We start from the raw sequence: 26023 nt of genomic DNA, 5'->3' as shown, positions 1-26023 counted from the left end.
ACCATGCCGACCACCTCGCTCCGCGATCTCCTAGCGCCCCCGCGAGACCAGGGCACCGAGCTCGGGCCGCCGAAGCCGCGGCGCGCGCGCGCCGTGTGGATCGGCCGGCGCCGCTACGCCCCGATCCACGATCTGCAGAAGCAGCTCGTCGAGGCGCGCGCCGAGGGGCGCATCGGCGACACGATCCTGCTCCTGGAGCACGACCCCGTCATCACGCTCGGCCCGCGGGCGAACCCGGAGAACGTGCTGCTCGACTCCGGCGCGCTGAACGAGCGCGACATCGACCTCGTCGCGACGGGCCGCGGGGGCGACGTCACCTACCACGGCCCCGGCCAGCTCGTGTGCTACCCGCTGCTCGATCTCCGGCCGGACCGGTGCGACGTGCGCAGGTACGTGCGGTCGCTCGCGGAGGTGATGATCCTGCTCGCGCGCGAGCACTACGTCGAGGCCGGCGTGGTCGACGGGATGATCGGCGTCTGGGTCGATCGCGCGGCCCCGGAGCAGTGGGGCGGCTCCGCGTGGGCGGGCGAGCTCGCCAAGCTCGGCGCGATCGGCGTGCGCCTCTCGCGCTGGCTCACCATGCACGGCTTCGCGTTCAACATCGCGGTGGACCTCAGGGCGTTCGAGCTGATCGTGCCCTGCGGCATCCGCGAGCACGGCGTGACGTCGCTCCACCAGCTCACCGGGCAGCTCACCGGGAGGACGCTCACCGTCGCCGAGGTCGCCCTCGCCAGCGCGCCGCAGCTCGCCCGCGGGCTCGAGCTCGAGGTCGACCGCGTCGAGGATCTGTCGGCGGTCGCCGATCTCGCCGGGGCGCTGCTCGCCCCGGACGCCGCGGCCGGCGAGAGCCACAGCGCTCCGTAGCGCCGCGTGGCGGCGCGACGCGGCGGGCGACGCGGCCGACGCGGCGAGCCGCGCCGCCGAGGCAGTGTCGCTCGGCCGTGCCGTGGGCTAATAGCGGTCCCGTGCGCGCGCAGCCCACGACACGGCCCCGTGAAGGCGACGGCTCCCTCCTGCACCGCGGCGCCGCGGCCCCGAGGCCGCGCTGGCAGCGCACCCTCGTCCTGGTGCTCGCCACGGCGGCCGTGGCGCTCTTCGTGTTCGTGCTCCTCGCGCCCGTCGCGGTGGTCTTCGCCGGCAGGCGCAGCGCCGCGGCGTGCCTCGCGTCGATCGAGGCGCCGCGCGGCCCCGCGCTCCCCGACTGCCGGCCCGAGATCCGCTGGTTCGCGCTGCCGTCGCGGCTGCCGTGGACCTACGGCGCGGCGAGCGCGCTGGCCGAGGAGCTCGGCGTGCGCGCCGCGGTCGCCGAGTACGTCGACGCCGCCGTCGGCCGGCCGGACGGCGCGGCGCTCGCCAGGGCGACCGAGGCGGTGGCGACGGCCGAGGCCACGGTCGCCGCCGGCTCCACGCGCATCACGTTCGACGAGCTGGGGCCCTCGCGCGGCGCGCCGAGCCTCGCGCGCGAGGCGGCGCGGCTCGGCGACCGCCGCGCGCTCCTCGGGCAGCCGGATCGCTGGCCCGACTGGCACGTGCGCGTGCAGACCCTCCGCGCGGCGCTCGCCGAGGGCGACCTGCCGCGCGCGCTCGCGATCGCGAACGGCTACGCGGGGATGGACCCCCGCGACGAGGATCTGCGCACGACGGTCGCCGCGATCCTCTGCCTCGGCACGAGCGCGGACGCGAAGCGCGGCGCCGAGCTCCTGACGCTGACCCAGGACGACCGGGCCTCGAAGCGCCACGCGGGCATGGCGCGCAACTGGGGGGAGGTCCGCGCCGTCCTCGTCGCCTGCGCTGCCCGGGCCGGCGTGGAGCCCCCGCCGATGCCGGAGGCCCCCGAGGCCGGCGTGGCCGACGCCGTGGAGGCGCGGCTCGCGCAGCGCGCCCGCCTCGCCGCCGCCCGCGACGACGCCGCCGACGCGAAGGGGCGCGCCGGGCGCGAGATCCGGGACCTGCTCGTCTCGGCCGACGCGCTCGATCCGGACGCCCGCGGCGATCTGCTCGCCGTGGCGCTGGCGGAGGACGGCGCGCTCGACGCCATCGAGGCCGCCGCGCTCGCGCGGCCGGAGGGCGACGTGACCGAGACGGCCGGCGCGGACGCCGTCGTGGTCGGAGGCGCCGGAGCTGGCGCTGCCCCGGCGCGCGCGGCGGCCGGCGCGGCGCTCTCGCGGAGCGCGGGCTCGCTGCGCGCGCTCGACTGGCTGCCGGAGCGCGGGCTCGCGAGGCCCGTGGTCGCCGGCTCGCTGCGCGCGCGCGCCGCGGCGCGCGCCGCCGAGCTGGCCGCCGCCCCCGAGCTCTCGCCGTCCGACGGCGACGCCCTGCGCGCCGCCGCGGGATCCCTCGCGCTGAAGGCCGCGCGCGAGCTCGCCCTGGAGGGCGACGCGCCCGGCGCGATCGACGCCCTGGATCGCCTCGGCGCGCTCGCCCCGGAGCTCGCGCCGGAGGCGGCCCGCGCGCTCGCGCGATCCAGCGCGTGGACCCTCGCCGGCGATCGCCCGCGCGCGCTCGACCTCATCGAGCGCGTCGATCTCGCCGCGGCGCCGCCGGCCCTCCGCGCGGCCGTGCACCTGCAGCGCGCCGAGCTCCTCGCCTCGCTGGGGCGCCGGCTCGACGCCGCGCGCGCGGCGGTGCTCGCCGACGAGGAGGCCGCGGCCGCGCGCGCGGCGGGCGCCGTAGACGCGCCGCCGGGGCTCGCCGGGCTCGCGCTGCTCGAGGCGCGCGCCCGGTGGACCCGGCTCGCCCTAGCCCCCTCCGAGGGCGGCTCGCCGCTCCGGCAGGGCGTCCCGCCCGCGCTGCTGCCGGCGGACCTTTCGGCCGCGTGGCCCTGGGTCGGCTTCGCGCGCCTCGACGCGCCCTGGGCGCGCGGCGACCAGCCGGCGTTCGCGCGCGCGCTCGCCGCCTGGAGCGCCGCGCGCGACGCGCCGCCGGCCACGCGCCGCGCGCTCCGCTACGCCGCCCTCCGCCGCCGGGGCGACGCGCCGCCCGCGCTCGTCCCGTACGCCGCGCTCGCGGCGCAGCTGCTCGGCGAGGGCGAAGGGGACGCCGAGGTGTGGCTCGACGCTTTCCTCGCGCTCGACGCCCCCCGCTTCTCGCTCCGCCACGTCGCCTTCGCCCGGGCCGAAGCGGCGCGGTGGCGCGGAGACGACGGCAGCGCGGCCGCGTGGCAACGCCGGTACGAGGCCCTGCGCGCCGTGGCCTCCGACCCGGCCCGCGCCGAGATCGCGCGCTACCTCGGCCTCTGACGCCCGCGCGCCCGCGCGCCAGGCACATCGCGCCGGGACGGACCCCCACCGCGCCGGCGTTCCGCGGCATGCCCCCGAAAAACCTGGAGAGCACATCATCGTACATCTGGCGGTGGGGGAGCTCGGTTCCTACGCTACAGCCTGGCTCGCGAAGAGCTCCTCGCGGAGAGAGTCGTCATGTGTCCTCATTGCGGAAAGAACGCGCCGGTCATCCACCGCGGGCTCGCGGCGTACTGCACCGCGTGCGGCCGGGAGCGCCTGCCCTTCGCGGGCAAGTCGGTCAGCCTGGCGGGGAAGCCGTCCACGGTCGGGGGGGCCGTCGCGGGCGTGCTCGGCTGGCTGGTCCTCATCGGGGGCACCGCGCTGGCGCTGCTCCTCGGGCTGGGCGCGGCCGCGCTGTTCCCGGGCTCGATCGCCGGGCTCGCGATCGGCTTGCCGATCGGGTTCATCGCGCTGACGCTCGGCCTGCTCCTCCTCGTCAGCGGGCGGAAGCTCTCCCGGTCCGGGGTGAAGGCCTCCCGCGACGCGCAGGCCCAGGCGATCTTCTCCCTCGCGTCGCACCGCCGCCGCCCGCTCACCGCGCAGGAGGTCGGCGTCGCGCTCGACCTGCCGGCCCCGGAGGCCGACGCCCTGCTCACCGAGCTCGCCAAGGAGCGCCCCGACGAGGTGGGCGTCGAGATCGGCGATCGCGGCGAGATCCTCTACACCTTCCCCGGGGTCTCGGGGGCGGCCGGCTTCCGCTTCCCCCAGCCCTCGCTCCGCATCGATCCGGGCCACGGCGCGGCCGACCCCGCGGCGCGGGTCTACGCCGAGGAGTTCGAGGAGGAGGACGCGGGCACGTCCCGCGCCTCCCCCCGCCGCGAGCAGCTCCGCTGAGCATGTCCCGCGGCGCGCGTGCTAGCCTCGCGCCGCGCGCGCCCCTCGAGCGCCCGGCGCGCGCCGCCGTCGCCCTCGCTCCCTGGTTCGGCGCGGAGGCGCCCTGGGCTGCTCGCCGCCACCGACCATGAGACGCTCCCCTGCCCCCCTGCTGACCGCCGCCGCCGCGCTCGCGCTCGCCGCGCTCCTCGCCCCCTCGCGGGCCGACGCCTTCGAACGGCAATGGCACGCCGGCGCCAGCATCGGGTACGCGCTCCTCGCGGACGGCGGGACGTACCCGGGGCTCGGCGGCGGCCTGCACGTCGCCTACGGGCTCACGGACGCCTTCAACGCGATCGTCGAGCTCGACACCGCGTCGCACCCGGGGGGCGATCTCATGTTCCTCGGCGCGTCGGCCGGCGCCACCTACGTCATCGATATCCTGCAGTGGGTGCCGTACATCGGCGTCATGACCGGCGCCTACGACAGCGTGCGCCTCGCGCCGTGCGGCTCGTATGGTCAGCCGAGCTGCCACCGAGGGCAGTTCGGGGTCTCGGTCCCGTTCGGCATCGACTACGCCTTCAACCGCCAGTTCGCCGCGGGCTTCGCCGGCAAGTACACGCTGCTCCTCCCCGGCGCGGGCGACGGTCCGGGGAGCTACTTCACGGCGTTCGCCCGCGCGGAGTTCCTCTGGGGCTACTAGGTCGCGGCCCCATCGCGGCCGCCGCCGTCGCGGCGGCGCTCGCTCCCGGCTGCACGTGCGGCTCGCCCGCGCCGCCGCCGCCGCCGGCCGCGGGCGCCGCCCGCGCGGTGACGCTCTCCGTGTTCGCGCGCGGGCTCGACCAGCCCGTCGCGCTCACCTTCGCGCCGGGCGACGCGCGCGAGCGCCTCTTCGTCGTCGAGAAACCCGGGCGGATCCGCGTCCTTGCGGGCGGCCGGGCCCAGGGCGCGCCGTTCCTCGACGTCTCCGCGCTCGTCTCGACCGGGGAAGAGCAAGGCCTCCTCGGGCTCGCGTTCCACCCGCGCTACGCCGAGAACGGGCGCTTCTTCATCAACTACACCGATCGGCGCGGCGACACCCGCGTCGTCGAGTACCGCGCGGCGCAGGGCGACCCCGAGCGCGCGGATCCGGCGACGGCGCGCGAGCTGCTCCACGTCGCGCAGCCGTACTCGAACCACAACGGCGGCCACCTCGCCTTCGGGCCGGACGGCAGGCTCTATGTCGGCACCGGCGACGGCGGCAAGCGCGACGATCCCCACGGCCACGGGCAGAACCGGCGCTCGCTGCTCGGCAAGATGCTGGCGCTCGACGTGAACGGCCACGGGCAGGAGCGGCCCGCGCCGGAGATCGTGCAGATCGGGCTCAGGAACCCGTGGCGCTACAGCTTCGACCGCAAGACCGGCGACCTGTACATCGCCGACGTCGGCCAGGACCGCTACGAGGAGGTCCACGTCGCGCCTGTCGACCGGCTCGCGGGCCACAATTTCGGGTGGAACGTGGTCGAGGGGGACGGGCACTGCCTCCACGACCTCGCCTGCAGCCGCGAAGGGCTGACGCCGCCGGTGCTGGAGTACCCCCACAACGACGGCTGCTCGATCACGGGCGGCTTCGTCTACCGCGGCGCGGAGCTGCCGGAGCTCGACGGGCTCTATTTCTACGCGGACTACTGCACCGCGATCCTCCGCAGCTTCCGCTGGAAGGACGGGCGCGCGACGGAGCCGACCGACTGGAAGCCGATCCTCGATCCCGACGGCGCCCTCTCGCGCGTGACGTCGTTCGGGGAGGACGCGCGCGGCGAGCTCTACGTGCTCTCGCAGGACGGCGAGATCTACAGGTTCGTCCGGCGGCCGTGACCCGGGCGCGCGCGTCGTCCCGCCCTCGCGCGCGACGACGCGACGACGCGACCGGGCGCGCTCGCCGCGAGGTCCCGGCGAAAACGCTGCCATTCCCATGACGTGCGGTACGGGAAACGTCTACAAAGAGCGGGCGCAGTCGTGCGAGGCCCCCGAGCGAGCCATACGGAAGGAGCGGACCGTGGAACAGCTTTGGCAGCGCGTCTCTGAGGGCAGGCACACGGCCTTGCTCGACATCGTCCCCGGCGAGCCTCCGTCCCACCTCGGGCTGCGCATCCTGCGCGTGCGCTGCGACGTGCCGGAGGTGACGCTGGGGCCGCTGCACGAGGTGCGGACCAAGGTCGAGCGGCTCGTCGGCGGCGCGCCCCCGCTGCTCGATCAGGCGCGGAGCCGCGTCGTCTCGGGGCTCCGGCGCCGGCTCCTCGGCGACGTGCACGAGCGGATGGTCGACGTCGAGTTCATCGAGACCGCGAACCGGCTCGCGCAGCAGACCGATCGCAGGTGGGCCATCGTCTTCGACGCGGTGGAGCTCGCCGATCACGCCTCGCTCGACGTGCTGCGGCGGGTGATGTCCCGCCCCGAGGCGCTCCGGGTCGCGCTCGTCCTGTCCTTCCGCCTGCACGCGCCCGCCGGCCCGGCCGGCGAGCTGCTCAACGCGGTGCGCGCCGCCCTCGGCCCCGACGCGATCCTCCGGCCGCCGGAGGCGACGACCACGCTGACGAGCGTGAGCGCGCCCCCGCCGCCGGCGCAGCTCGCGCTGCGCGAGCTGCCCGGCGAGGTGCTCCGGGTGCTCCGGGCCGGCGCGATCGTCGGCTCGGGCTTCGAGAGCGAGCTCGTCGCCGCGCTCCTCCGCGTGGACGCGGTCGACGTGCTCGAGGCGCTGCAGCGCGCCGCCGACGCCGGCGTTCCGGTCGAGGACCGCGGCGAGGGGCGGTTCCATCTCCCGCCCGCGACCGTCGAGGCGCTCCGCGGGTCGATCCTCCCGTCGCTGGCGCGGCTGTGGCACCGGCGGCTCGCGACGCTCCTCAGCGAGGAGCCGGTCGCGCCGGACGCTCCCGCCGCGCACGAGCCGCGCGCCGCCACGCCCGATCCCGCGCCGGGCGTCGCCGCGGCGCCTCCCGCGCCGCCCGCTCCCACCGCCGCGCCGCGCGGCGACGACGTGGCCGCGCGGGCCGCCGGGCTGGCGAGGCCCGGCGCGGCGGCGCCGATCGCGACCACCCCGTCGTCCACGTCGATCCCAGCCGTCGCGACGCCGCGCACGAGCGCGGCGATGTCCCCGCCGACCGCCGCATCGCCGGGCGCGCCCGCCGCCGCGGCGTCGCAGGGCCCCGACGCCAGCGGCGCGGCGGCCGCCGACGAGCGGGACAAGGGCGCCGACGCCGCGTTCCCGGCGGCACGCGGCGGGGTACCTCGCGCGGCGGACACGCTGCGGCCGCCGCCGGTCGCGGCCTATGTCGGCGGCCCGTCCATGAGCAGCGCGCGGCGCGCGCCGCCGCGCGTCGGCCAGGACAGGTCCACGCCGATCGCGCCCGCCGGGCCGGGCAACCCGCCGTGGCCTTACGCCGAGCTGTTCCACCGCAACCCGGAGAGCCGCCGCCTCTCCGAGCCGCCCGAGTCCGTCCGGTTCGACGCCCCGCCCGACTCGCTGGACGCGCCCATCCCGGGGCCGGTGCGGGTCCCCCGCGATCTCGCCCCCGGCGACGCCGGCGCCCCGGCGGACGAGCCGAGCCGCTCGCTCCGCGGGGCCGCGCTGCGCGTCCCCGCCGCGCTGTCCGAGCGGTCGTCTCCCGGCGGCTCCCGCCCGTCCTTCCGGCCTCCGGCGGCCGACGCCGCCGGCGGAGCGCGCGTCGACCCGGCGCGCGCGGCGGCCGAATCCCTGCGCGGCGCGGCGCCGCTCGGCGTGTCCGTGCACCCGGCCCCGCCGGAGCCCGACCCCGCCGAGGCGCCGAGCGCCCCCGCGGCCAGCGCCGGACGCCGGCCCCACGACGCGCGCGCGGCAGCCCACCTGACCGAGGCCGGCGAGCTCGAGGAGGCGGCGCGGCGTTACCGCGCGGCCGCGGCGGAGGCGGCCGCCATGGGCGCGTATCCCCAGGCGCTGAGCTACGGGCAGAAGGCGCTCGCGCTGCTCGACGGCCTGCCGGCCACCCCCGCGCGCCGGCGGCTCCGGATCGGCGCGCTCGCGGGCATCGCCCGGGTGCAATGGCAGGCGGCCGGCCCGGATCCGGCGTTCACGCTCGCGGGCGCGCTCGAGGTGCTCGACGCCGCGCGGGCGCTCCTCACGCAGGGCGACCCGCCGGAGCTGCACGCCGAGGTCGCCGCGCTCATCGCGAGCGTCTGCTACGACCTCGGCGACATGCGCTCGCTGGAGCGCGCGCTCGAGGAGCTCACGACGGCGAGCCGCCTGCTGCTCGACGCCGGGGACGCGCTCGGCTCGGCCCGGCTGCTCAACGACCAGGCGGCGGTCTACGTGCGCATGGGCGATCCCGTCCGGGCGACGCACCTCCTCACCGAGTCGCGCCGGGTCTTCGAGGAGCGGGCCCGCGTCGATCCGGTGGCGCGCGTCGAGCTGGCCGAGACGGATCACCTCTTCGCGCGGATCCCGCTCCACGTCCCCGCCCGGCCCGGGCGCGAGTCCGACGCCCTGTCGATGGGGATCGATCACGCGCTCGCCGCCGAGCGCACCTACAAGCAGCTCGGGGACACCCGGGAGATCGCCCGGGTGTGGGAGACGATCGGCCGGCTGGAGCTCCGCAAGGGCCGCCTCGATCGCGCGACGCAGCGCCTGACCGCGGCGATCGAGGCCGAGGAGGCGCTCGGCGATCTCATCGGCCTGGCCCGCTCGACGGCCGCGCTCGCGGAGGTGCTCTCGGCGAAGGGGCTGCACCGGGAGGCGCTCTCGCTCCTGGCCGAGTCCATGGCGATGAACCTCGAGAAGGGCTCGCCGCTCGGGCTCGCGTACAACCGCCGGGCCTTGAACGCGCTCGTCCCGAACATCTCGCTCCAGGGGGAGGAAGCCGAGCTGCTGCGGAAGCTCGCGGCGGAGCTCGCGGCGGCGGAAGCGGCCCTCGGCCGCCTGAGGCTCCCGGGCGAGCCCGACTGAGCTGCCCCGGTCGCCGCCGCGGCGTCGGGCGTCGCCGGGGCGCCGCCGCTCCGGCGATCCGGGCCGGTCGCGCCGCGGCCTTTGACCTTGCCGGGGCGCGGCCGCTCCGGCGAAATGCGCGGCATGTCGTCCCGCTCGACGCGGCGCCCGCGCCACGACGGCGCGCTGCGCTCCTTGGTCGGCCTGTTGGCCCTCTCCGCGGCGTGCGCGCCCGCCCCGACGGCGCCTGCGCCGGCCGCGCCCCGGCCGGCCGCGCCCGCGCCGCCTTCGCCGTCGGCCCCCGCCGAGGCGCCGCGGCCTGCGCCCGAGCGGCCGGGGTACGAGGGCCACGGCGCGGCGAGCGTCTCTCCTGAGTTCCTGGCGCGTTACGCCCCGCCTCCGCTCCCGGACGACGTGTCGCGCCGGATCCAGGCGCTGCTCGACGTGCGCGCGCCCGGGGGCGGCGTCCTCGGGCCGGACGGCAAGGCGCTCTACTTCACCTGGGCGATCACGGGGACGAGGCAGGTCTTCCGGCTCGATGGGCCGCAGCGCTTCCCGCTGCAGCTGACGGGCGGCGAGGATCCGACGGTGGTGGTGGACGTCACGCCGGACGGCGCGCACCTCGTCCTCTCGCGCGATCGCAAGGGCGAGGAGAACCCCGGGCTCTATCTCCAGGACGCGAAGGGCGGGCCGCTCCTCGCCATCCAGCACAAGCCCGGCGTGCAGACGCAGCTGCAGCTCGTCTCCGACGACGGCCGAACCGTCTATCACCGGGCCAACGACATCAAGAAGGACGCGTATGCCATCTACCGGTATGACATCGCGTCGAAGCGGCGCGAGCTCGTGTTCGATGGCGAGGGCATCTGGCGCGCCGTGGACGCCGCGGCGGGGGGCCGCCTGCTGCTCGCCAAGGACGTCGGCTCCAACATGAGCGAGCTCTACGAGTGGGCGCCGGGCGCCGCAAAGGCCGATCCGGCGGCCGGGACGCTGACTCCCCTCTTCGGGCAGGGCGAGCGCGAGGACTACAGGGCCATGTACGGCGCGGCGCTCGGCGAGGTCCTCGTCCTCACGCCGCGCCTCGGGGAGCACCGCCGGCTCTACAGCTGGAAGGCGGGGAAGCTCACGCCGATCACGCCGGAGATCCCGTTCGACGTCAGCGCCTTCTCCATCGATCGGGCGCGGAAGCGGGTGCTCTACACGGTGAACGAGCGGGGCTACACGCGGCTCCGCGCGCTCGACGCGAGGTCGTACCGCGAGGTCAAGCTGCCCGCGCTGCCGGCGGCGGATCACGTGGTGCCGGTCGCGACGACGCCGGACGGCCGGTTCACGACGCTCCTCCTGGAGACCTCGAGGGCGCCGGCGGCGAGCTACGTCCTCGACTGGACGACCGGCAAGCTGACGCAGTGGCACACCCCGAGCATGCCGGAGATGCCGCCGGACGCGTTCGCGGCGGTCACGCTGGAGTCCTATCCGGCGCGCGACGGGGCGCAGATCCCGATGTTCGTACGGCGCCCTGCCCAGTGCGAGCGGCCGTGTCCGGTCATCGTCCATTTCCATGGCGGCCCGGAGAGCCAGACCAGGGCGGGGTTCAACGCGCGGGCGCAGATCTTCGTGGACGCGGGGTTCGTGTTCGTGGAGCCGAACGTCCGGGGGAGCGACGGTTACGGCAAGACCTGGCTGCACGCGGACGACGGCGCGAAGCGGCTCGACGTGATCGCGGACATCGAGGACGCCGCGAAGTTCGTCAGGGCGAGCTTCGGTCACGAGGGCCGGCCGCCGAGGGTCGGCGTCTTCGGCGGCAGCTACGGCGGCTATGCCGCGCTGATCGGAATGACGATGTTCGCCGGCGCTTACGACGCGGGCGCGGCCGTCGTCGGCATGAGCAACCTGGTGACGTTCCTCCAGAACACCGCGCCTTACCGGCGCATCCTCCGGATCTCCGAGTACGGAGATCCCGAGAAGGACCGGGAGGCGCTCCTCAAGCTGTCGCCGATCACGCACCTCGATCGGGTGAAGGCGCCTCTGCTGATCATGCAGGGGGTGACCGATCCGCGCGTGCCTGCGGGCGAGTCGGTGCAGATCCAGCAGGCGCTGGAGGCGAAGAAGATCCCGTCGGAGCTCATCCTGTTCGCCGACGAGGGGCACGGCGTGCAGAAGCGGGACAACCAGGTGCTCCAGTACGGGCACCTGGTGCGGTTCTTCCGGACGCACCTCGGGGCGCGGTAGGCCCGTATTCCTGGCGGCTCGACACCGGCGCTCCCCGCGCCGCGCGGCGAGCGCGCTCGCCTCGGCCCCACCGCGCCGGGGCCTGCGGGTCGGATGCGGTCAGACCCTGGAGAGGACAGGAGGCTTCACGCGGTGCGGGTGGCCGGACGCTGCGCCGGGCTCACCGGCTCGCCGGGGGCGCGGCCTGCGCCGGCGAGATCGTCGAAGACCTGCGGCATCAGGGACACCTTGCCGTGGAGCCGGAGCACGCACTTCACGAGGAGCTTCGCCGCACCGTAGACGGTGAGCCACTCGGCGCGCGCGGCCTTCGCCTCGGGGGTCATCGTGCGGCGGGCGAGCCGGGCCTTGCGCACGCTCCGGAGGAACGGATCGAGGGCCTCCCGGGCGCGCTCCAGCTCGGCCACCCACGCCTCGCGCTCGGGCAGCGGACGCTTGCGCTGCTCGATCACCTCCGCCGCGTGCGCCAGCGCCTCGGCGAGCTTCGCGGGGCGGGCGCGGAGCGCCGTGGCGAGGCTCTGGCCCTGGAGGAGGTCGCGGGCGAGCGCGACCCCGCCTGGCCGAGACGCGGCGCGCTCGACGATGCGGCGCAGCAGGTCGCGCCCCCTCGCGACCGCGGCGGCCTCGCGTCTCCTCGCGGCGCTGGACGCCGGAGCCGCCGCCGCGGCCGCGGTCGCCTCCAGCATCGCCTTGCGCGAAGCCTCGGTCGCGGCGTCGAGCCGCGCCGCGACGGCGCGCAGCGCCTGCAGGAAGCCCGCATCGACCGGCACGACGAGCTTCCGGATCTGCGACGCGGTGAAGCGGCCGTATGCCTCGATATCGCGCTGGTAGATGTAGGAATCGGACATGGGGGGCAGCTCCACGGCGCAACGGGCGGGCCCAGCCAGAGCTCTCTACATGAGCCGCGCGAGCGGCGGGAGGGGATTTCGTGGTCCGCGACGACGCCGGCACCGTGGTACCTGTCGTGGACATCCACGACGGCGAGCCGGCCTGGAGCGCATCGGAGCGGCGGGACAGCGATGATCACGAAACAACTCAAGCGCCTGCTGATGATCCCATCGCCCAACGCGCCTCGCCCCCGCTCTCTCGCGCTGCCCCCGGAGGCGGCGGGCGCACGCGTGGAGGGAGCCGGCGCGGCTCGCCCGGAGACGTCTCCGCCGGCCGGGCCGAGCGAGCCCCCCGCGCCCAGACCGACCGGCGACCCTGCCCCGCGCCGCGCGCCGGCGGTGCCCAGCTTCCTGCGCGCAGCGCCGAGCGCCGCCGAGCCGCCCCGCGCCCCGCCGGCGCCGGCCGACCTGGCGACGCGGCTCGGCGGCGCCCCCGGCAGGCTCGACCACGACGACCCCGACCTCACCCCCTCGTCTCGGAGCCCCTGCGGAGGCCGCAACCAATCCGCCCCCTCGTTTCGTAGGCCCCGCCCACATCGCGACCTGTCCGTTCCGTTGAAATCATGCCGCGCGATAGGTCGCGACCTGTCCGTTCCTTCAAAATTACGCTGAGCGATAGGTCGCGACCTATCCGTTCCGTCGAAATCATGCGGAGCGATTGGTCGCGACCTCCGCGCGCGCTCGTCACGAGCGCCCGCCACGGTCGCCACCCCCCGGACCCCTTCCGGCCATCCGGCCGGTGCCGCGCCGGCCCCGTCCCCGGCCGTGCGCCCCGGCGCGCCCGCCCACAGCCCCCATCGCTCACCGCCGGCCGGGCGGCGGGAGCTCCGCCGGTCCCGGCGCGCCCCCGCGTCCCGCCGCGGCGCTCCCCCATCTATCCCAAGGTCTACGGTTTTATCCTCCAGGATAGGCCGCCCCCGAGCCCCGCGCTCGCTCCCCGCGGCTCCCCCCGGAAAACCCCGCCAGAGGCCGCCTGGCATCCTCCCTGCAATAACCCCTCAGCGTCCACGCCAGAGTAGCTCAGCGGTAGAGCGCGAAAACAACTCCGGACGGTGTTCTCCGGCGCGATGAGCGCCGGCAGTGAGATCCGGGGTTACTTCCCTCCTAAGGACGAGGTCGCGGGTTCGAATCCCGCCTCTGGCACAAGGGCGCAGCGCGGCAGTGAGCGTCACGGCTCCTTCGTTTCCACACGACAAACCCCGTGACCACCGTCCTCCGCGCTGCGCCCGCTCTCTCGGCCCCTCGTCGCGCGTGCGCCGAGGGAGGAGGTGTCATCATGGCGTTCTTTCAGCATCTCAAGCGTAAGGCCAAGCACGACGTCGCCTCGCACCTGAACTGGATGGGCGGGCGCTCCTACGACATCGCCGATCCGCTGAAGCGCCTCCGCCTCGCGGCCTCCTCGTGCTTCTTCGGCGAGCCCATGTACTACCACCGCGATCCGGTGGACCCGCGCCCGGCGAAGACCAAGAAGAGGGCCGCCGACCGCGCGCGCCTCTCCGACGCGGACGTGAAGCGCCTGCGCGAGACGCTCGGCGCCGTGGATCCGGCCGAGTGGCGCGCGCTCTCGCCGGCGGCGCTGATCGAGAAGGCCATCGACGAGGCGCTCGCGGCCGATCCGGAGGCGACGCTCGCCGAGGCGGCGCGGCTGCGCGAGGAGGAGCACCTCCGCACGACGCCGCAGGTCATCCTGGTGCGGGCGGCGAACGCCGCCGCGGTGCGCGGAACGGGCCTCGTGCGCCGCTTCGCGCCGCGCATCCTGAAGCGCGCGGACGAGCCGGCGGTCGCCCTCGCGTACCAGCTCTACCGCTTCGGCAAGCCGGTGCCGAACGCGCTGAAGCGCGCGCTGCGCGACGCCCTCCAGCGCTTCGACGATCACGCCCTCGCGAAGTACCGGCTCGAGGGCAAGGGGAGCAAGACCGTGGACGTCGTGAACCTCGTGCACCCGAAGAGCCCGAGCGTCGACCGCCTCGCGAAGGGCGCGCTCCGCGCGACCGGCCGCACCTGGGAGGCGATCGTCTCGGCCCGCGGCTCGAACCGGTGCGCGTGGCGCAAGGCGCTGCCGGCCATGGGCCACATGGCCCTCTTGCGCAACCTGCGCAACCTGATCGAGGCGGGCGTGCCGGCCGAGGCGTTCCTGCCGAAGCTCGTGGCGACGGCCGCGGAGGGCAAGCAGCTGCCCTTCCGGTACTACAGCGCCTACCAGGCGGTGAAGGGCTGCGCGCCGGGCGCCGTGCTCGACGCCGTGGAGCAGTGCCTGCACCGCGCGCTCGGCGAGGTGCCGCGCTTCCCCGGCCGGGTGATGGTGCTCTGCGACAACAGCGGCTCCGCGCAGGGCACGACCACGAGCAGCCTCGGGACCATGCGCGTCTCCACGATCGCGAACCTCACGGGGGTCGTGGCCGGGATGCGCGCCGACGACGGGCACCTCGGCGTGTTCGGCGACCGGCTCGAGAGCTTCGCGGTGCGCAAGCAGGAGAGCGTGTTCTCGCAGCTCGACCGCGCGGAGCAGATCGCCCGCACGATCGGCATGGCGACCGAGAACGGCGTGTGGCTGTTCTGGGATCGCGCGATCCGCGAGCGGCAGCGCTGGGACGCGGTGTTCGTGCTGAGCGACATGCAGGCCGGCCACGGCGGCCTCTACGGGTCGCGCCCGAAGGACTACGCGGACTTCGCCTGGAACGGGCACTACATCGACGTGGCCAAGCTCGTCGCTGCGTACCGAGCGGCCGTGCACCGCGACGTGCGCGTGTTCCTGGTGCAGGTCGCCGGCTACCAGGACACCCTGGTGCCCGAGTTCTACGATCGCACGTACATCCTCGGCGGCTGGGGCGAGGGGCTCCTGCGCTTCGCCGCCGCGATGGCGCAGGCGTAGCGGCGCGCGCCGGACGAGGCGTCGCCGCGGCGATGCGCGGGGGCAGCGCCGTCATGCCGTCACTCCGAGCCCGGCTGCGGCTCCGAGGAGCAGCTCGTCCTCGCGCCGCACATGCCGCTGGCCGGGAGGAAATCGGCGCACGGGTCGACGACCTGCAAGGTCCAGAGACACCCGTCCAGCGAGCTGAATCCATCGATCTGCTGCCAGGTCGTCGCCGCGTCCGCGAACACCGGCCCCTTGTGGCACGCGTCGTCCAGGGGCGCGTACCCGCGGTAGTAGATGTCGTTGCCGATCTGGAGCTTCGCGACGCCCTCCCCAGGATCGGTGTCCGCGACCATGTTGCCGTAATTCACCACGGTCCCCTGCGACCAGGGCACCGCCGCCACATCGCGGAGCCGGACCTTCACCCCACCCCACCGGTCGTGAAAGCTCGCGTCCGCGGCCGAGCTCAGCGACGCGATCTCCTCCGCGGTCAGCGCGTGCGGCTCGGGCAAGGGCGCCCGCTCGTCCCCGACCTTCTCCATCTTGGTGAGATAGGCGAGCTGGCGCTGCCGGGTCTTGCTCTCGACGTACGGCAGGGGATCAGCGCTGCAGTCCTCCCAGCACTGGTGCTCGTCGGCCTCGCACGCCGCCTCGTCGTCGTGACACGCGCGCTCCTGTTCATCGCACTGGAGATCGCCGCACGTGTCCGCGCCGCAGAAGTCCAGCAGGAAATAGGACGTCTCTCCGACCACGTTCAGGACGTCTCCCGGCATGACGTCGTCGGGGATCTCCCCCCCGGCAGGCTCCTCGCCGAGCTTGGCGCAATACAGCTTCCCGCCGGACCCCGTCGTGGCATCGTTCCCCCGATCCACCGCGAGGATTCCGGAGTAGGGCGCGGTCTCGGTCAGCCCCGGCGCGGAGAGATAGACGCCGTAGGTACAGCGGCCCGCACTGCTCTGGGACACGAGGAACTTCGGGCTCATCGCCACGACGCCCCGCAGCTCCACGATCCCCGACGCGACCGTGCCCATGGTGACGTCCTGGATCGTCACCACCTGAGCCGGCGGGGGATCCTCCGTCCCTCCCCCGCCCCCACCGGCACTCCCCGTCGTGGCCGCCCCCGCCTCGCCCCCGCTGCCGCCCTCTCCCGCGCTCGTCCCTGCCCCGCTGCCGCCGGTGCCGGTCGTCCCTCCGGGCCCCCCTGGCCCCGCCGGCGCACCGACGCTGTTCCCCTCGGGCTGACACCCGCCGGCGCCCCCGAGCAGCGCCACGGCGCCGAGCGCACCTAGCCGCACAAGCAGCCCAACATCCCTGCTACGCATGCGAACCTCCACGACGACAAAAGCAACGCCGTGCGCCCCCCGCGGAGCGGTCGCGACGCCATAACGCAACGCGCCGCGAGCAGCCGCACCGACCATGTCGGTGAGCCGCTCACAGCGAGCGCATTACGACCGTAGCACAGGTTTCGTTACGCTTTGTTGCCGAGCCCGAAGCCGTCGTGCAGCGCGCGGACGGCGAGCTCAGCGTACTTCGTCGAGACCAGGCACGAGATCTTGATCTCGCTCGTGGAGATCGCCTGGATGTTGATCCCCTCGGCCGCGAGCAGCTGGAACATCCGCGCCGCCACGCCGGCGTGCGTGCGCATCCCGAGGCCGACGATCGACACCTTCACGATGTCCTCCTCGTAGCGGATGCCCACCGCGCCCACGCCGCCGGCGATCTTCTCCATCACCTGCTTGGCCCGCGGAAGATCGGCCTTGCCGACGGTGAAGGTCACGTCGGCCTTCACCTCGCCGGCCGCGCCGCGCGCCTCCAGCCCGTAGCTCGGCGCGTTCTGGATGATCATGTCGACGCTGATGTTCTCCTCGGCCAGCGCGCCGAAGATCTGCGCCACGACGCCCGGCTTGTCGTCGACGCCGACCAGCATCACCCGCGCCTCGTTGCGGTCGAGGGCCACGCCCGTCACCGTCACGCTCTCGAGCGACTGCTCCTCGCCGACGACCCACGTGCCCGGCACGTCCGAGAACGACGACCGCACGTGCACCGGGACACCATACTTCATCGCAACCTCCACGCTCCGTATCTGAAGGACCTTCGCGCCCAGCGAGGCGAGCTCCAGCATCTCTTCGTAGCTGATCCGCTCGATCTTCCGCGCCGTCTTGCAGATGTTCGGGTCCGTCGTGTAAACGCCGTCGACGTCCGTGTAGATCTCGCACTCGGCGCCCACCGCCGCCGCGATCGCCACCGCGCTCGTGTCGCTGCCGCCGCGCCCGAGCGTCGTGATGTTGCCCGCGTCGTCCACGCCCTGGAAGCCGGCGACCACCGCGATCTTCCCCCCCGCCAGCGCCTCGTGCAGCCGCTGGGCGTCGATCGCCTTGATCCGCGCCTTCGTGTACGCGCTGTCCGTCAGGATCTTCAGCTGGTGGCCGAGGAAGCTCCGCGCCTTGCCGCCCTGCGCCTGGATGGCGATCGCCATCAGCGCCGCAGAGACCTGCTCGCCGGTCGCCGCGAGCGCGTCCATCTCCCGCGCGTCGGGGACCGGCGCGATGTCCGACGCCAGCTTGAGCAGCCGGTTCGTCTCGCCGGCCATCGCGCTCACGATGACCACGACGTCATGGCCGGCCTGCTGTGTGGCGAGCGCCCGGGCGGCCGCCCGCTGGATGCGCTCGATGGACCCGACGGACGTGCCGCCGAACTTCTGGACGATGAGGCTCACGCGAGGTGTGGCCAACTAGTCCAACATGGACGCCCGGGTCAAGAGGAAATTTGACACGGCCGTGAAGCAAAGCCGTGAAGCAACCGAACACGGCACGACCCGGACATGCCGAAGGAGCGCCGCCGTCCCGCCCACCCACGCCAACGTGGATACCCCGGACAACCACGCCCGGCGCGGGCCCGGCCGACGGGAATAAACCCCCGGCTCAGCCGCTTCGGGTCGGCGCTGTTGACACAGATCCCCCCGTCGCTACGATGGCGCCCCCTTCGCCTGGGTAATGGGCGATCCAGGGGGCCCCGACGGCGAGGTCGCCGGTGAGGGGCGGGGGATCGCCAGAGGCGAACCGCGGAGCAAGGCGCTCCGCTTCTCAAGGAACCATCGTAAGGAGGTCATTTTGGCTAGCGATGTGATGATCGAGGCGAGCTCGCTGACCAAGCGCTATGGGTCGCTGCGCGCGCTCGACAAGGTGAGCTTCGAGGTCCATCGCGGCGAGGTCGTCGGCTTCCTCGGACCAAACGGGGCCGGCAAGTCGACGACGATGCGCATCCTCACCTGCTTCATCTCGGCGTCGGCCGGGACGGCGCGGGTGCACGGATACGACGTCTTCGACGAGCCGCTCGATGTCCGGCGCAAGCTCGGGTACCTGCCCCAGCGCGCCCCGCTCTACGGCGAGATGAACGTCTGGGAGTACCTGTCGTTCGTCGCGGACATGCGCGGGCTCGACCAGTCGGTCTTCAAGAAGCGGATGAAGGGGATCGTCGAGGTGTGCGGCCTCGCCCAGGTGCTCGGCAAGGACATCGGCACCCTCTCCCACGGCTATCGCCAGCGCGTCGGCCTCGGCCAGGCGCTCGTCCACGACCCGCCGATCCTCATCCTCGACGAGCCGACGAGCGACCTCGACCCGAACGAGAAGGCGGAGGTCATCCGTTACATCAAGGAGATCGGCAAAGAGCGGACGATCCTCCTGTCCACCCACAACCTCTCCGAGGTCGAGGCCGCCTGTGCCCGCGCCATCATCGTCTCCAAGGGGCGCGTCGTCGCCGACGGCCCCCTCGACGACATCCGCGCGAAGAGCGGCAAGGTCCGCTACGTCGTGACCGTCCACGAAAAGAAGGTCTTCGAGGGCGGCGACGGCTACCGGTCGGGCGCGCGCAAGCCCCCGACCGCGCAGGAGGTCCAGGAGGCGCTCGCCGGGCTGCCCGGCGTCACCAGCGTGACCGAGCTGCCGACCGACGACAGCGCCCACAGCTTCCAGCTCCTCGGCGCGCTCGGCGGCGACATCCGGCCCGAGCTCTTCCAGCTCATCGTGCAGAAGGGCTGGCTCCTGCTCGAGATGCGCCGCGACTCGCAGAGCCTCGAGGACGTGTTCAAGGCGCTCACGCGCGGCGACGAGCGCAAGGACCGCGGCCGCCGCCTGATCACCGACGACCTCGACGACGAGGACGAGGCGAGCGCCGCGGACGACGAGGACGAGGACGACGAGGACGAAGACGAGGAGAGCGCCGGCGACGAGGCGAAGAGCGCCGGCGACGAGGACGAAGGCGCGGACGACGAAGCGCCGGCGAAGAAAAAGGGCTGAACGGTATGAGCACCACCCTGACCATCGCGAAGCGGGAGTTCCGCTCCAACTTCGATTCCCCCCTGGCCTATGTCGTGATCTGCTTCGGGCTGATCGCGCTCGGCGTCACCTTCTTCTTCATGAACGGCGGCTTCTGGCAGGCGGACCGCGCCTCGCTCGTGCAGCTGTTCTCGTGGGCGCCGATCGGGCTCTCCTTCCTCATCATCCCCGTCATTACGATGCGGCTCCTCGCCGAGGAGAAGCGGAGCGGCACGCTCGAGATGCTGATCACCCTGCCCGTGCAGGACCACGAGGTCGTCCTCGGCAAGTTCCTCGGGGCGTGGGGGCTCGTCCTCGTGCTGGTCTTCTCGACCATCCTCTACCCGATCCTGATGTTCACGTGGCCCTGGCACCTCGGCGCGCTCGACACCGGGCCGGTGGTCGCGGGCTACATCGGGCTCGTGCTGTACAGCGCGGCGGCGGTCTCGATCGGCCTCCTCATCTCGTCGCTGACCGAGAGCCAGGTGATCGCCTTCTTCATCACCTTCCTGCTGCTCGGGTTCCTGCACGGCGTGGACAACCTCGCCGACTACGCCCCGTCGGCCATCCGCGACGTCCTCTCCTTCATCAGCTTCGACACCCGCCTCACGCCGTTCGCGCGCGGCATGGTGTCCACCCGAGACATCGTCTTCTTCCTCTCCGTCACCGCGGGCTGCCTCATGGCCGCGTTCAGGGCGCTTGAGCGCAGGAAGTGGGCGTAAGGATTACCATGGAACGCAAAGCCAAAGCCGCGACGCAAACAGGCGTCTATCTGGCCATCGTGGCCGCCATCCTCGTGGTGGCCAACGTCATCTCGCACGGCGTTTACAAGCGCTTCGACATGACGAAGACCGAGAGGTTCACCCTCTCGAAGGGCTCGGCCCACCTCGTCCGCGAGGGGCTCAAGCAGGATCTCCAGATCGACGTCTACGTCACCCGGGGGCTCCCGAAGCACGAGGCGTTCATCCAGGACCTCACCGACCTGATGAACGAGTACGAGCAGGCCTCGAACGGCAAGCTCCACTACGCGATCATCGAGCCGAAGACGGACGAGCAGCGCGCCGCCGCCAAGGAGGCGGGCCTGCAGGAGGCCGCGTTCGGCGAGGGCAGCGAGACCGGCCAGGACCAGGCGACGATCACCCGCGGGTTCATGGGCATCGCCTTCAAGTACGGCAGCGAGAAGGAGGCGATCCCGATGCTCTCGCCCGATCAGGGGCAGGGCCTCGAGTTCTGGATCACGAACACCATCCGGGAGATCCGCGACAAGGCGGACGGCATCGACACGAAGATCGGCGTCGTGACCGGCAAGGACGAGATCAAGCTCACCGACCCGAACCTCGTCGCCTCGCAGGGCGGCCGGGGCGGCCCGTCGATGCGGGCGCTGCTCGAGCACCACTTCCCGTTCTACAAGTTCGAGGACGTCGACCTGAAGGGCGGCGACGCCGAGATCAACAAGGAGCTCTCCGGCCTCGTCATCACGCAGCCGGGCAAGGAGTTCACCGAGAAGGAGCTGCGCCGCATCGACCAGTTCCTGATGCTCGGCGACAAGTCGCTCGCCGTGTTCGCCGGCGCGGTGAACCTCAAGGCGTCCGACCCGTCGATGAAGGCGACGCTCAACACCTGGGGCCTCGAGAAGCTGCTCGACGGCTACGGCGTCGAGATGAAGAAGGAGGCGATCCTCGACTGGAGCCGCTCGATGGCCATCCCGGTCCAGTCGCAGTCGGGCCAGCTCATGTGGTTCCGCGCGCCGGGCATCCTCCAGCTCCAGGAGGACAGCCGCTTCGACGAGAACGAGCAGATCCTCGACTCGTCGTTCCCCGGCTTCTTCCGCCTCCCCGAGCTCGCCTTCCCCTTCCCGTCGACCCTCGTGCCGCACCCGGAGAAGCAGCCCGAGGCGACGATGAAGGTCGTCGCGCGCTCCACCCCGAAGACCACGGCCGACACGTCCGAGACCATCGACATGAAGTTCTCGGCCGACTGGAAGCCGAAGGGCGAGTACGCGCAGCGCGCGATCGGCGTGACGGTCGAGGGCAAGCTCAAGAGCGCCTTCGGCGGCCAGGAGGGGCTCGGGATCACCGCGCCCGCGGAGAGCGCGGCCCCGAGCCGGATCCTCGTGCTCTCGGCGTCGCAGTTCCTCGCGAACCCGTTCGCCCGCGCGGGCAACCCGCCCCCCATGCCGCCGCAGATGGCGATGATGGGCGGGATGGGCGGCGACGAGGACCTCCTGATGCTCTCGCAGCCCTACGCGCAGAAGTACCTGACCGCCACCATCCTGGCGTTCAAGAACACCCTCGACTGGATGGCGGGCGACAGCACGCTGCTCGCGGCGACCGCGAAGATGTTCGGCGAGACCAACCTGACCTACGCGGACATCGAGAAGCCGAAGCAGGAGGCCACGGACGACGAGGCCGCGCTGGCCAAGAAGGCCGAGGAGTACCGGGCGGAGCGCAAGACCGTGCAGCAGCGCGTGCAGTGGACGCTCACGCTCCTGCCGGCGGTCCTCTTCGCGGCGTTCGGCATCGTCCGGTGGCGGCGGCGCGAGAGCGCCCGCGAGAACATCACGCTCGACTGAGGCAGAGCCATGGTGGGTGAAAGAGCCATGAAGACCGAGCATAAAATCTACGTCGCCCTCGTCCTCCTCGCGCTCCTCGGCGTCGGCGTGTTCCTCATGCAGAAGCGGCAGAAGGACCAGCTGGCCGCCCACTCGGCGACCGCCGCGACGGCGGACCTGCCGAGCGTCGGGGTCTCGAAGGACGACGTCGAGAAGATCACGAAGATCTCGATCAAGAACGCCGACAAGTCCGACGTGACGCTCGAGAAGAAGGGCGACACGTGGGAGGTCACGAAGCCCGTGAACGCCAAGGCGAACACGGCGAACGTGCGGAGCCTGCTCGACAACCTGAAGGAGCTCAAGCTGAAGGAGGTGATCGACAGGACGAGCGGCACCTACGGCCAGTACGAGCTCACCGACGACAAGGCCGTCCACGTGGTCGCGTACAAGGGCGACGAGAAGGCGCTCGACATGTACTTCGGCAAGAGCGGGTCGCGCGGGCAGATGTCGCGCGTCGAAGGCAAGGACGGCGTCTACATCGCGGGCGGCTACTCGAGCTACCTCTACACGCGGGAGCCGAAGAACTGGCGCGAGAACTCGATCCTCAAGTTCGAGGACGAGAACGTGGTCCAGGTCTCGGTCGAGAACAAGAACGGCCTGTTCAGCTTCTCGAAGAACGGCGACAAGTGGGCCGGCACGTTCGCGCCCCGCGACAAGGGCGGCAAGATCGGCGCGGCCTCCGCGAAGTGGGAGAAGTTCGACGAGGCGAAGGTGAAGGACCTGCTCCGGGCCTTCAAGGGCCTCGGCGCGGAGGACTTCGGCGACGGCAAGTCGGACGCCGACACCGGGCTCGACGCGGCGACCACGAACGGCGGCATCGTCACGATCAAGCTCAAGGACAACGCGGGCGACCACACGATCAAGGTGGGCAAGACCGCGAAGGGCCAGAGCCGCTACGCCGTCAAGGAAGGCGGCGACGGCACGATCTACGTGCTGTCGTCGTGGTCGGCCGACTGGGCCCTCGCGGACCAGAAGCGGTTCGAGAAGAGCGAGAAGAAGGACGAGAAGCCCGCGAACCCCCATGAAGACGAGGCCGCGGGCCACATGGGCATGCCGGGCATGCCGGGCATGGACGACGGCGAGTAGCCGGCGACATCGCGCGGGAGATCGGGAGGCGCCGGGCGACCGGCGCCTCTTCGTTTTTTGTGCGCCGAGGCGGGCGGCCGCCCGCGCCGCGCGAAACCCGGTTCGCACACCGGGGCCGATGTGACGAATATTCGACGCACTCTGCGCACGGATTTTCGTCACCCGGGACGCCACGATCAGACGGATTCATGAGCTCGCATCGCGGAATCAGGCCCAAACCAGGATTCCATTGTTTTCTGTTTGCCCTGGCCCGGATTTCGCTTATGGCTGCGCTCACTCAAGCCCCGGGTGTCCTTGTCGGACGGACACCTACGTCCGACCGGTCTGAGTCAGCAGAGAGCCATGCGAACGTTCGTCGAAGTTCTCCAGCAAAATTCGGTGCACGCCGACCGAGCGATCACGTTCATGCGCAGCTCGGGAGAGGAGCGGTCGGTCAGCTACGCCGAGCTCTGGCTCGAGGCGCGGCGCAGGGCCCACGCGCTGCGCAAGCTCGGGCTCAAGAAGGGCGACCGCGTCGCCCTGATCCTGGCCGAGGCCGATGAGTTCGTCCTGACCTTCGTGGGCGCGCTCACGGCCGGCATCGTCGCGGTCCCGATGTATCCGCCGCAGTCGCTGGCGAAGCTCGAGGCGTACAGCGAGACGGTGCAGCACATCCTCGCCGCCTCCGGCGCGCGCGTGCTCGTCACGAACGAGCCGCTCAAGGAGATGATCGACGCCCACCTCGCCGCGAGCGGCGACGGCCCGGCGGCCCTGCGCGTCGTCCTGGAGCGCGAGCTGCGCGAGCCCGAGGGGTTCGACGCGTCGGACGCGGCGGAGCCGTGGCGGGTGTCCCTCGACGACCTCGCGTTCCTGCAGTTCACGTCGGGGAGCACCTCGCGGCCCAAGGGCGTGATGGTGACCCACCGCAACCTGACGGTGAACAGCCACGCGATCATGTTCGACGGGCTGCGCTCCACCCCGGAAGATCGCGGGGTCAGCTGGCTGCCGCTCTACCACGACATGGGGCTCATCGGCTTCGTCATCGCGCCGCTCTACGCGCTCGTGCCGGTGCTGTTCCTGCCGACGACGGCGTTCATCCGCCGCCCCTCCCTCTGGCTCGACGCGATCCACAGGTTCCGCGGCACGATCACGTTCGCCCCGAACTTCGCCTTCGCCCTGGCGACGCGCGCCGTCACCGAGGCGCAGGCGGGCCAGTGGGATCTCTCCTGCCTGCGCGCGCTCGGGTGCGGGGCCGAGCCGATCCAGGCCGACGTGCTCCGCGCGTTCCTCGATCGCTTCGGCAAGCAGGGGCTCCGCCCGGAGAGCATCCTGCCGTCGTACGGCATGGCCGAGGCCACGCTGGCGATCACCTTCAGCGACCTCGCGGCCCGGCTCACCACCGACCGGGTGGACGCGAAGGCGATGCAGTCCGGCAAGGCGCGGCCCGCGAACGGCGGCGCGTCGCTGGAGCTCGTCTCCTGCGGCCGCCCCCTCCCCTGCCACGAGCTCATCATCGCGGGGCCCGACGGCGCGCCGCTCGGCGAGCGCGAGGTGGGCGAGATCTGGGTGCGCGGCCCGAGCGTCGCCGCCGGGTACTTCAACGAGCCGGAGGCGACCAAGGCCGCGTTCGGAGGGGGCTGGCTGCGGACAGGCGATCTCGGCTATACCGTCGCCGGCGAGGTGTACCTCTGCGGCCGCTCGAAGGATCTCATCATCCTCGGCGGCAAGAACTATTTCCCCCAGGACATCGAGCGCGTCGCCTCCTCCGTGGAGGGGGTGCGCGAGGGCCACTGCGTCGCGTTCTCGTGCCTCACGGCGTCGGGGGCCGAGCGGGCCGTCGTCGTCGCCGAGGTCAAGCGCGGCGTGGCCGGCGTGGCGCAGGCGATCCTCCAGGCGGTACGCGCTCAGCTCGGCGTCCAGCTGTCCGAGGTCGCGCTCATCAAGCGGGGGACGCTGGCCAAGACGTCGAGCGGCAAGGTGCGGCGCCGCGAGATGAAGCGGCGCTTCGAGGCCGGCGAGCTCGAGGTCGCCTCGGACGTTGACGAGGGCGTCACGCCCTCCCCCCAAGCCGACGCGGTCCGCGCGAGCGGAGCGACGGCGCGAACCGAAGGGGGCCGCGCGGGCGGCGCCCCGGCACGTGTCGAAGGAGTCATCGATGGGATCCAGTAAGGCCGAGGTCGAGGTCAGCTACGACGTCTCGAACGAGTTCTTCAGGCTGTGGCTCGACGAGCGCATGAACTACACCTGCGCCGTCTACGAGTCCCCCGAGCAGTCGCTCGAGGCCGCGCAGCTGAACAAGCTCCGGATCCTGTCGGACTTCGCCAAGGTGGGGCCCGAGAAGAAGGTCCTCGACATCGGCTGCGGGTGGGGCGCGGCCCTCGAGTACGTGGCCTCGACGCGCGGCGTGAAGCGCGCGGTCGGCGTCACCCTGTCCACCGCGCAGGCCGCGGAGGTGAACGCCCGCAAGATCCCCGGCGTCGAGGTGATCGGCGGCGATTTCCGGACCTTCGCGACGCCCGAGCGGTTCGACAGCCTGATCTCGATCTGCATGATCGACCACCTGTGCTCGCCGGAGGAGGCGCGCCAGGGCAAGGCGATCGACATCTACCGGGCGTACTTCAAGAAGGCCTGGGAGCTCACGAACAAGGGCGCCTGGTTCGGCCTCCAGACGATCCTCCGCAACCGGACGCCGCGGATGACGCCCTGGGGCGGGCTCCCGGCCGGCACGAGGCAGGAGCTGGAGGACATCTACTTCGTCACCAAGGAGATCTTCCCCGGGGGCTTGAACCCGCGGCTCGAGGACATCATCCAGGCGGCGAACCCCTACTGGGAGGTGATGCAGGTGAACACGCGGCGCGAGCACTACCAGCGCACCACCGCGGAGTGGCTCCGCCGGCTCAGGCTGAACGAGAAGACCATCCGGTCGACGTGGGGGGACAAGGTCTTCGACGACTACGATCGTTACCTGTCGACGTGCGTGAACGCGTTCGACAAGCACTACAGCTCCCTCGCTCAATACGAGCTTCGCAGGATCGACTGAACC

At 72.8% G+C, this 26023-nt stretch carries 17 protein-coding genes and 1 tRNA gene; 15 read left to right on the top strand and 3 right to left on the bottom strand.

What is annotated here, in order from left to right:
* Nucleotides 1–3 precede the first annotated feature (3 nt).
* From lipB to WME98_RS39530, 7 genes are all read left to right on the top strand, one after another.
* Entirely contained in the window at nt 4–864 is an 861-nt protein-coding gene (gene lipB, locus WME98_RS39560) for a lipoyl(octanoyl) transferase LipB (RefSeq protein WP_437946872.1), read from the top strand.
* A 101-nt stretch (nt 865–965) separates the two neighbouring features.
* A complete protein-coding gene (locus WME98_RS39555; protein WP_437946871.1) occupies nt 966–3239 on the top strand; it encodes a hypothetical protein in 2274 nt (757 codons plus the stop codon).
* 177 nt (nt 3240–3416) lie between these two features.
* The gene (locus tag WME98_RS39550; protein ID WP_437946870.1) at nt 3417–4115 is read left to right on the top strand and encodes a hypothetical protein; all 699 of its coding nucleotides are present in this window, start codon (nt 3417–3419) and stop codon (nt 4113–4115) included.
* Between the two features lie 127 nt (nt 4116–4242).
* The gene (locus tag WME98_RS39545) at nt 4243–4797 is read left to right on the top strand and encodes a hypothetical protein (RefSeq protein ID WP_061621744.1); all 555 of its coding nucleotides are present in this window, start codon (nt 4243–4245) and stop codon (nt 4795–4797) included.
* 107 nt (nt 4798–4904) lie between these two features.
* Nucleotides 4905–5948 carry a PQQ-dependent sugar dehydrogenase gene (locus WME98_RS39540; protein ID WP_437946869.1) on the top strand — a complete coding sequence of 348 codons (1044 nt, stop codon included), beginning with the start codon at nt 4905–4907 and terminating at the stop codon, nt 5946–5948.
* A 181-nt stretch (nt 5949–6129) separates the two neighbouring features.
* Nucleotides 6130–9048, top strand: coding sequence for a hypothetical protein (locus WME98_RS39535; protein ID WP_437946868.1), 2919 nt, complete (start codon nt 6130–6132; stop codon nt 9046–9048).
* A 123-nt stretch (nt 9049–9171) separates the two neighbouring features.
* Nucleotides 9172–11253, top strand: coding sequence for a S9 family peptidase (locus WME98_RS39530; RefSeq protein WP_437946867.1), 2082 nt, complete (start codon nt 9172–9174; stop codon nt 11251–11253).
* Nucleotides 11254–11378: 125 nt separating this feature from the next.
* Here WME98_RS39530 and WME98_RS39525 read toward each other — a convergent pair whose 3' ends face one another.
* Nucleotides 11379–12098 carry a hypothetical protein gene (locus WME98_RS39525; protein WP_437946866.1) on the bottom strand — a complete coding sequence of 240 codons (720 nt, stop codon included), beginning with the start codon at nt 12096–12098 and terminating at the stop codon, nt 11379–11381.
* 1048 nt (nt 12099–13146) lie between these two features.
* On the opposite strand from WME98_RS39525, the gene WME98_RS39520 reads away from it, so the two are divergent.
* Nucleotides 13147–13280: transfer RNA gene (locus WME98_RS39520), tRNA-Arg, on the top strand.
* Between the two features lie 133 nt (nt 13281–13413).
* Nucleotides 13414–15009 (top strand): TROVE domain-containing protein, encoded by a 1596-nt coding sequence (locus tag WME98_RS39515; RefSeq protein WP_437946865.1) that lies wholly within the window; start codon nt 13414–13416, stop codon nt 15007–15009.
* 59 nt (nt 15010–15068) lie between these two features.
* Here WME98_RS39515 and WME98_RS39510 read toward each other — a convergent pair whose 3' ends face one another.
* Nucleotides 15069–16313: a hypothetical protein gene (locus WME98_RS39510; RefSeq protein WP_437946864.1), complete on the bottom strand. Its 1245-nt coding sequence runs from the start codon at nt 16311–16313 to the stop codon at nt 15069–15071.
* A gap of 146 nt (nt 16314–16459) precedes the next feature.
* Nucleotides 16460–17707, bottom strand: coding sequence for an aspartate kinase (locus WME98_RS39505; protein ID WP_437561932.1), 1248 nt, complete (start codon nt 17705–17707; stop codon nt 16460–16462).
* Nucleotides 17708–18101: 394 nt separating this feature from the next.
* Here WME98_RS39505 and WME98_RS39500 point away from each other — a divergent pair, with 394 nt between their 5' ends.
* From WME98_RS39500 to WME98_RS39475, 6 genes are all read left to right on the top strand, one after another.
* Nucleotides 18102–19286 (top strand): ATP-binding cassette domain-containing protein, encoded by a 1185-nt coding sequence (locus WME98_RS39500; protein ID WP_437337723.1) that lies wholly within the window; start codon nt 18102–18104, stop codon nt 19284–19286.
* Nucleotides 19287–19291: 5 nt separating this feature from the next.
* Nucleotides 19292–20026 carry an ABC transporter permease gene (locus WME98_RS39495; RefSeq protein WP_437946863.1) on the top strand — a complete coding sequence of 245 codons (735 nt, stop codon included), beginning with the start codon at nt 19292–19294 and terminating at the stop codon, nt 20024–20026.
* 8 nt (nt 20027–20034) lie between these two features.
* Nucleotides 20035–21876, top strand: a complete 1842-nt coding sequence (locus tag WME98_RS39490; protein WP_061625095.1) for a GldG family protein — start codon at nt 20035–20037, stop codon at nt 21874–21876.
* Between the two features lie 27 nt (nt 21877–21903).
* Nucleotides 21904–23001: a DUF4340 domain-containing protein gene (locus tag WME98_RS39485; protein WP_437946862.1), complete on the top strand. Its 1098-nt coding sequence runs from the start codon at nt 21904–21906 to the stop codon at nt 22999–23001.
* Between the two features lie 342 nt (nt 23002–23343).
* Complete coding sequence (locus WME98_RS39480; protein WP_437946861.1) at nt 23344–25149, top strand: fatty acyl-AMP ligase; 1806 nt, start codon at nt 23344–23346, stop codon at nt 25147–25149.
* Complete coding sequence (locus tag WME98_RS39475) at nt 25136–26020, top strand: class I SAM-dependent methyltransferase (protein WP_061625092.1); 885 nt, start codon at nt 25136–25138, stop codon at nt 26018–26020. The genes WME98_RS39480 and WME98_RS39475 overlap by 14 nt, the downstream gene beginning before the upstream one ends.
* Nucleotides 26021–26023 lie beyond the last annotated feature (3 nt).

This window comes from Sorangium sp. So ce296, assembly GCF_051529605.1.
Lineage (GTDB): Bacteria > Myxococcota_A > Polyangia > Polyangiales > Polyangiaceae > Sorangium > Sorangium cellulosum_D.
The sequence above is the reverse complement of the archived record's forward strand: the minus strand, read 5'-3'. Positions and strand labels throughout refer to the sequence as shown.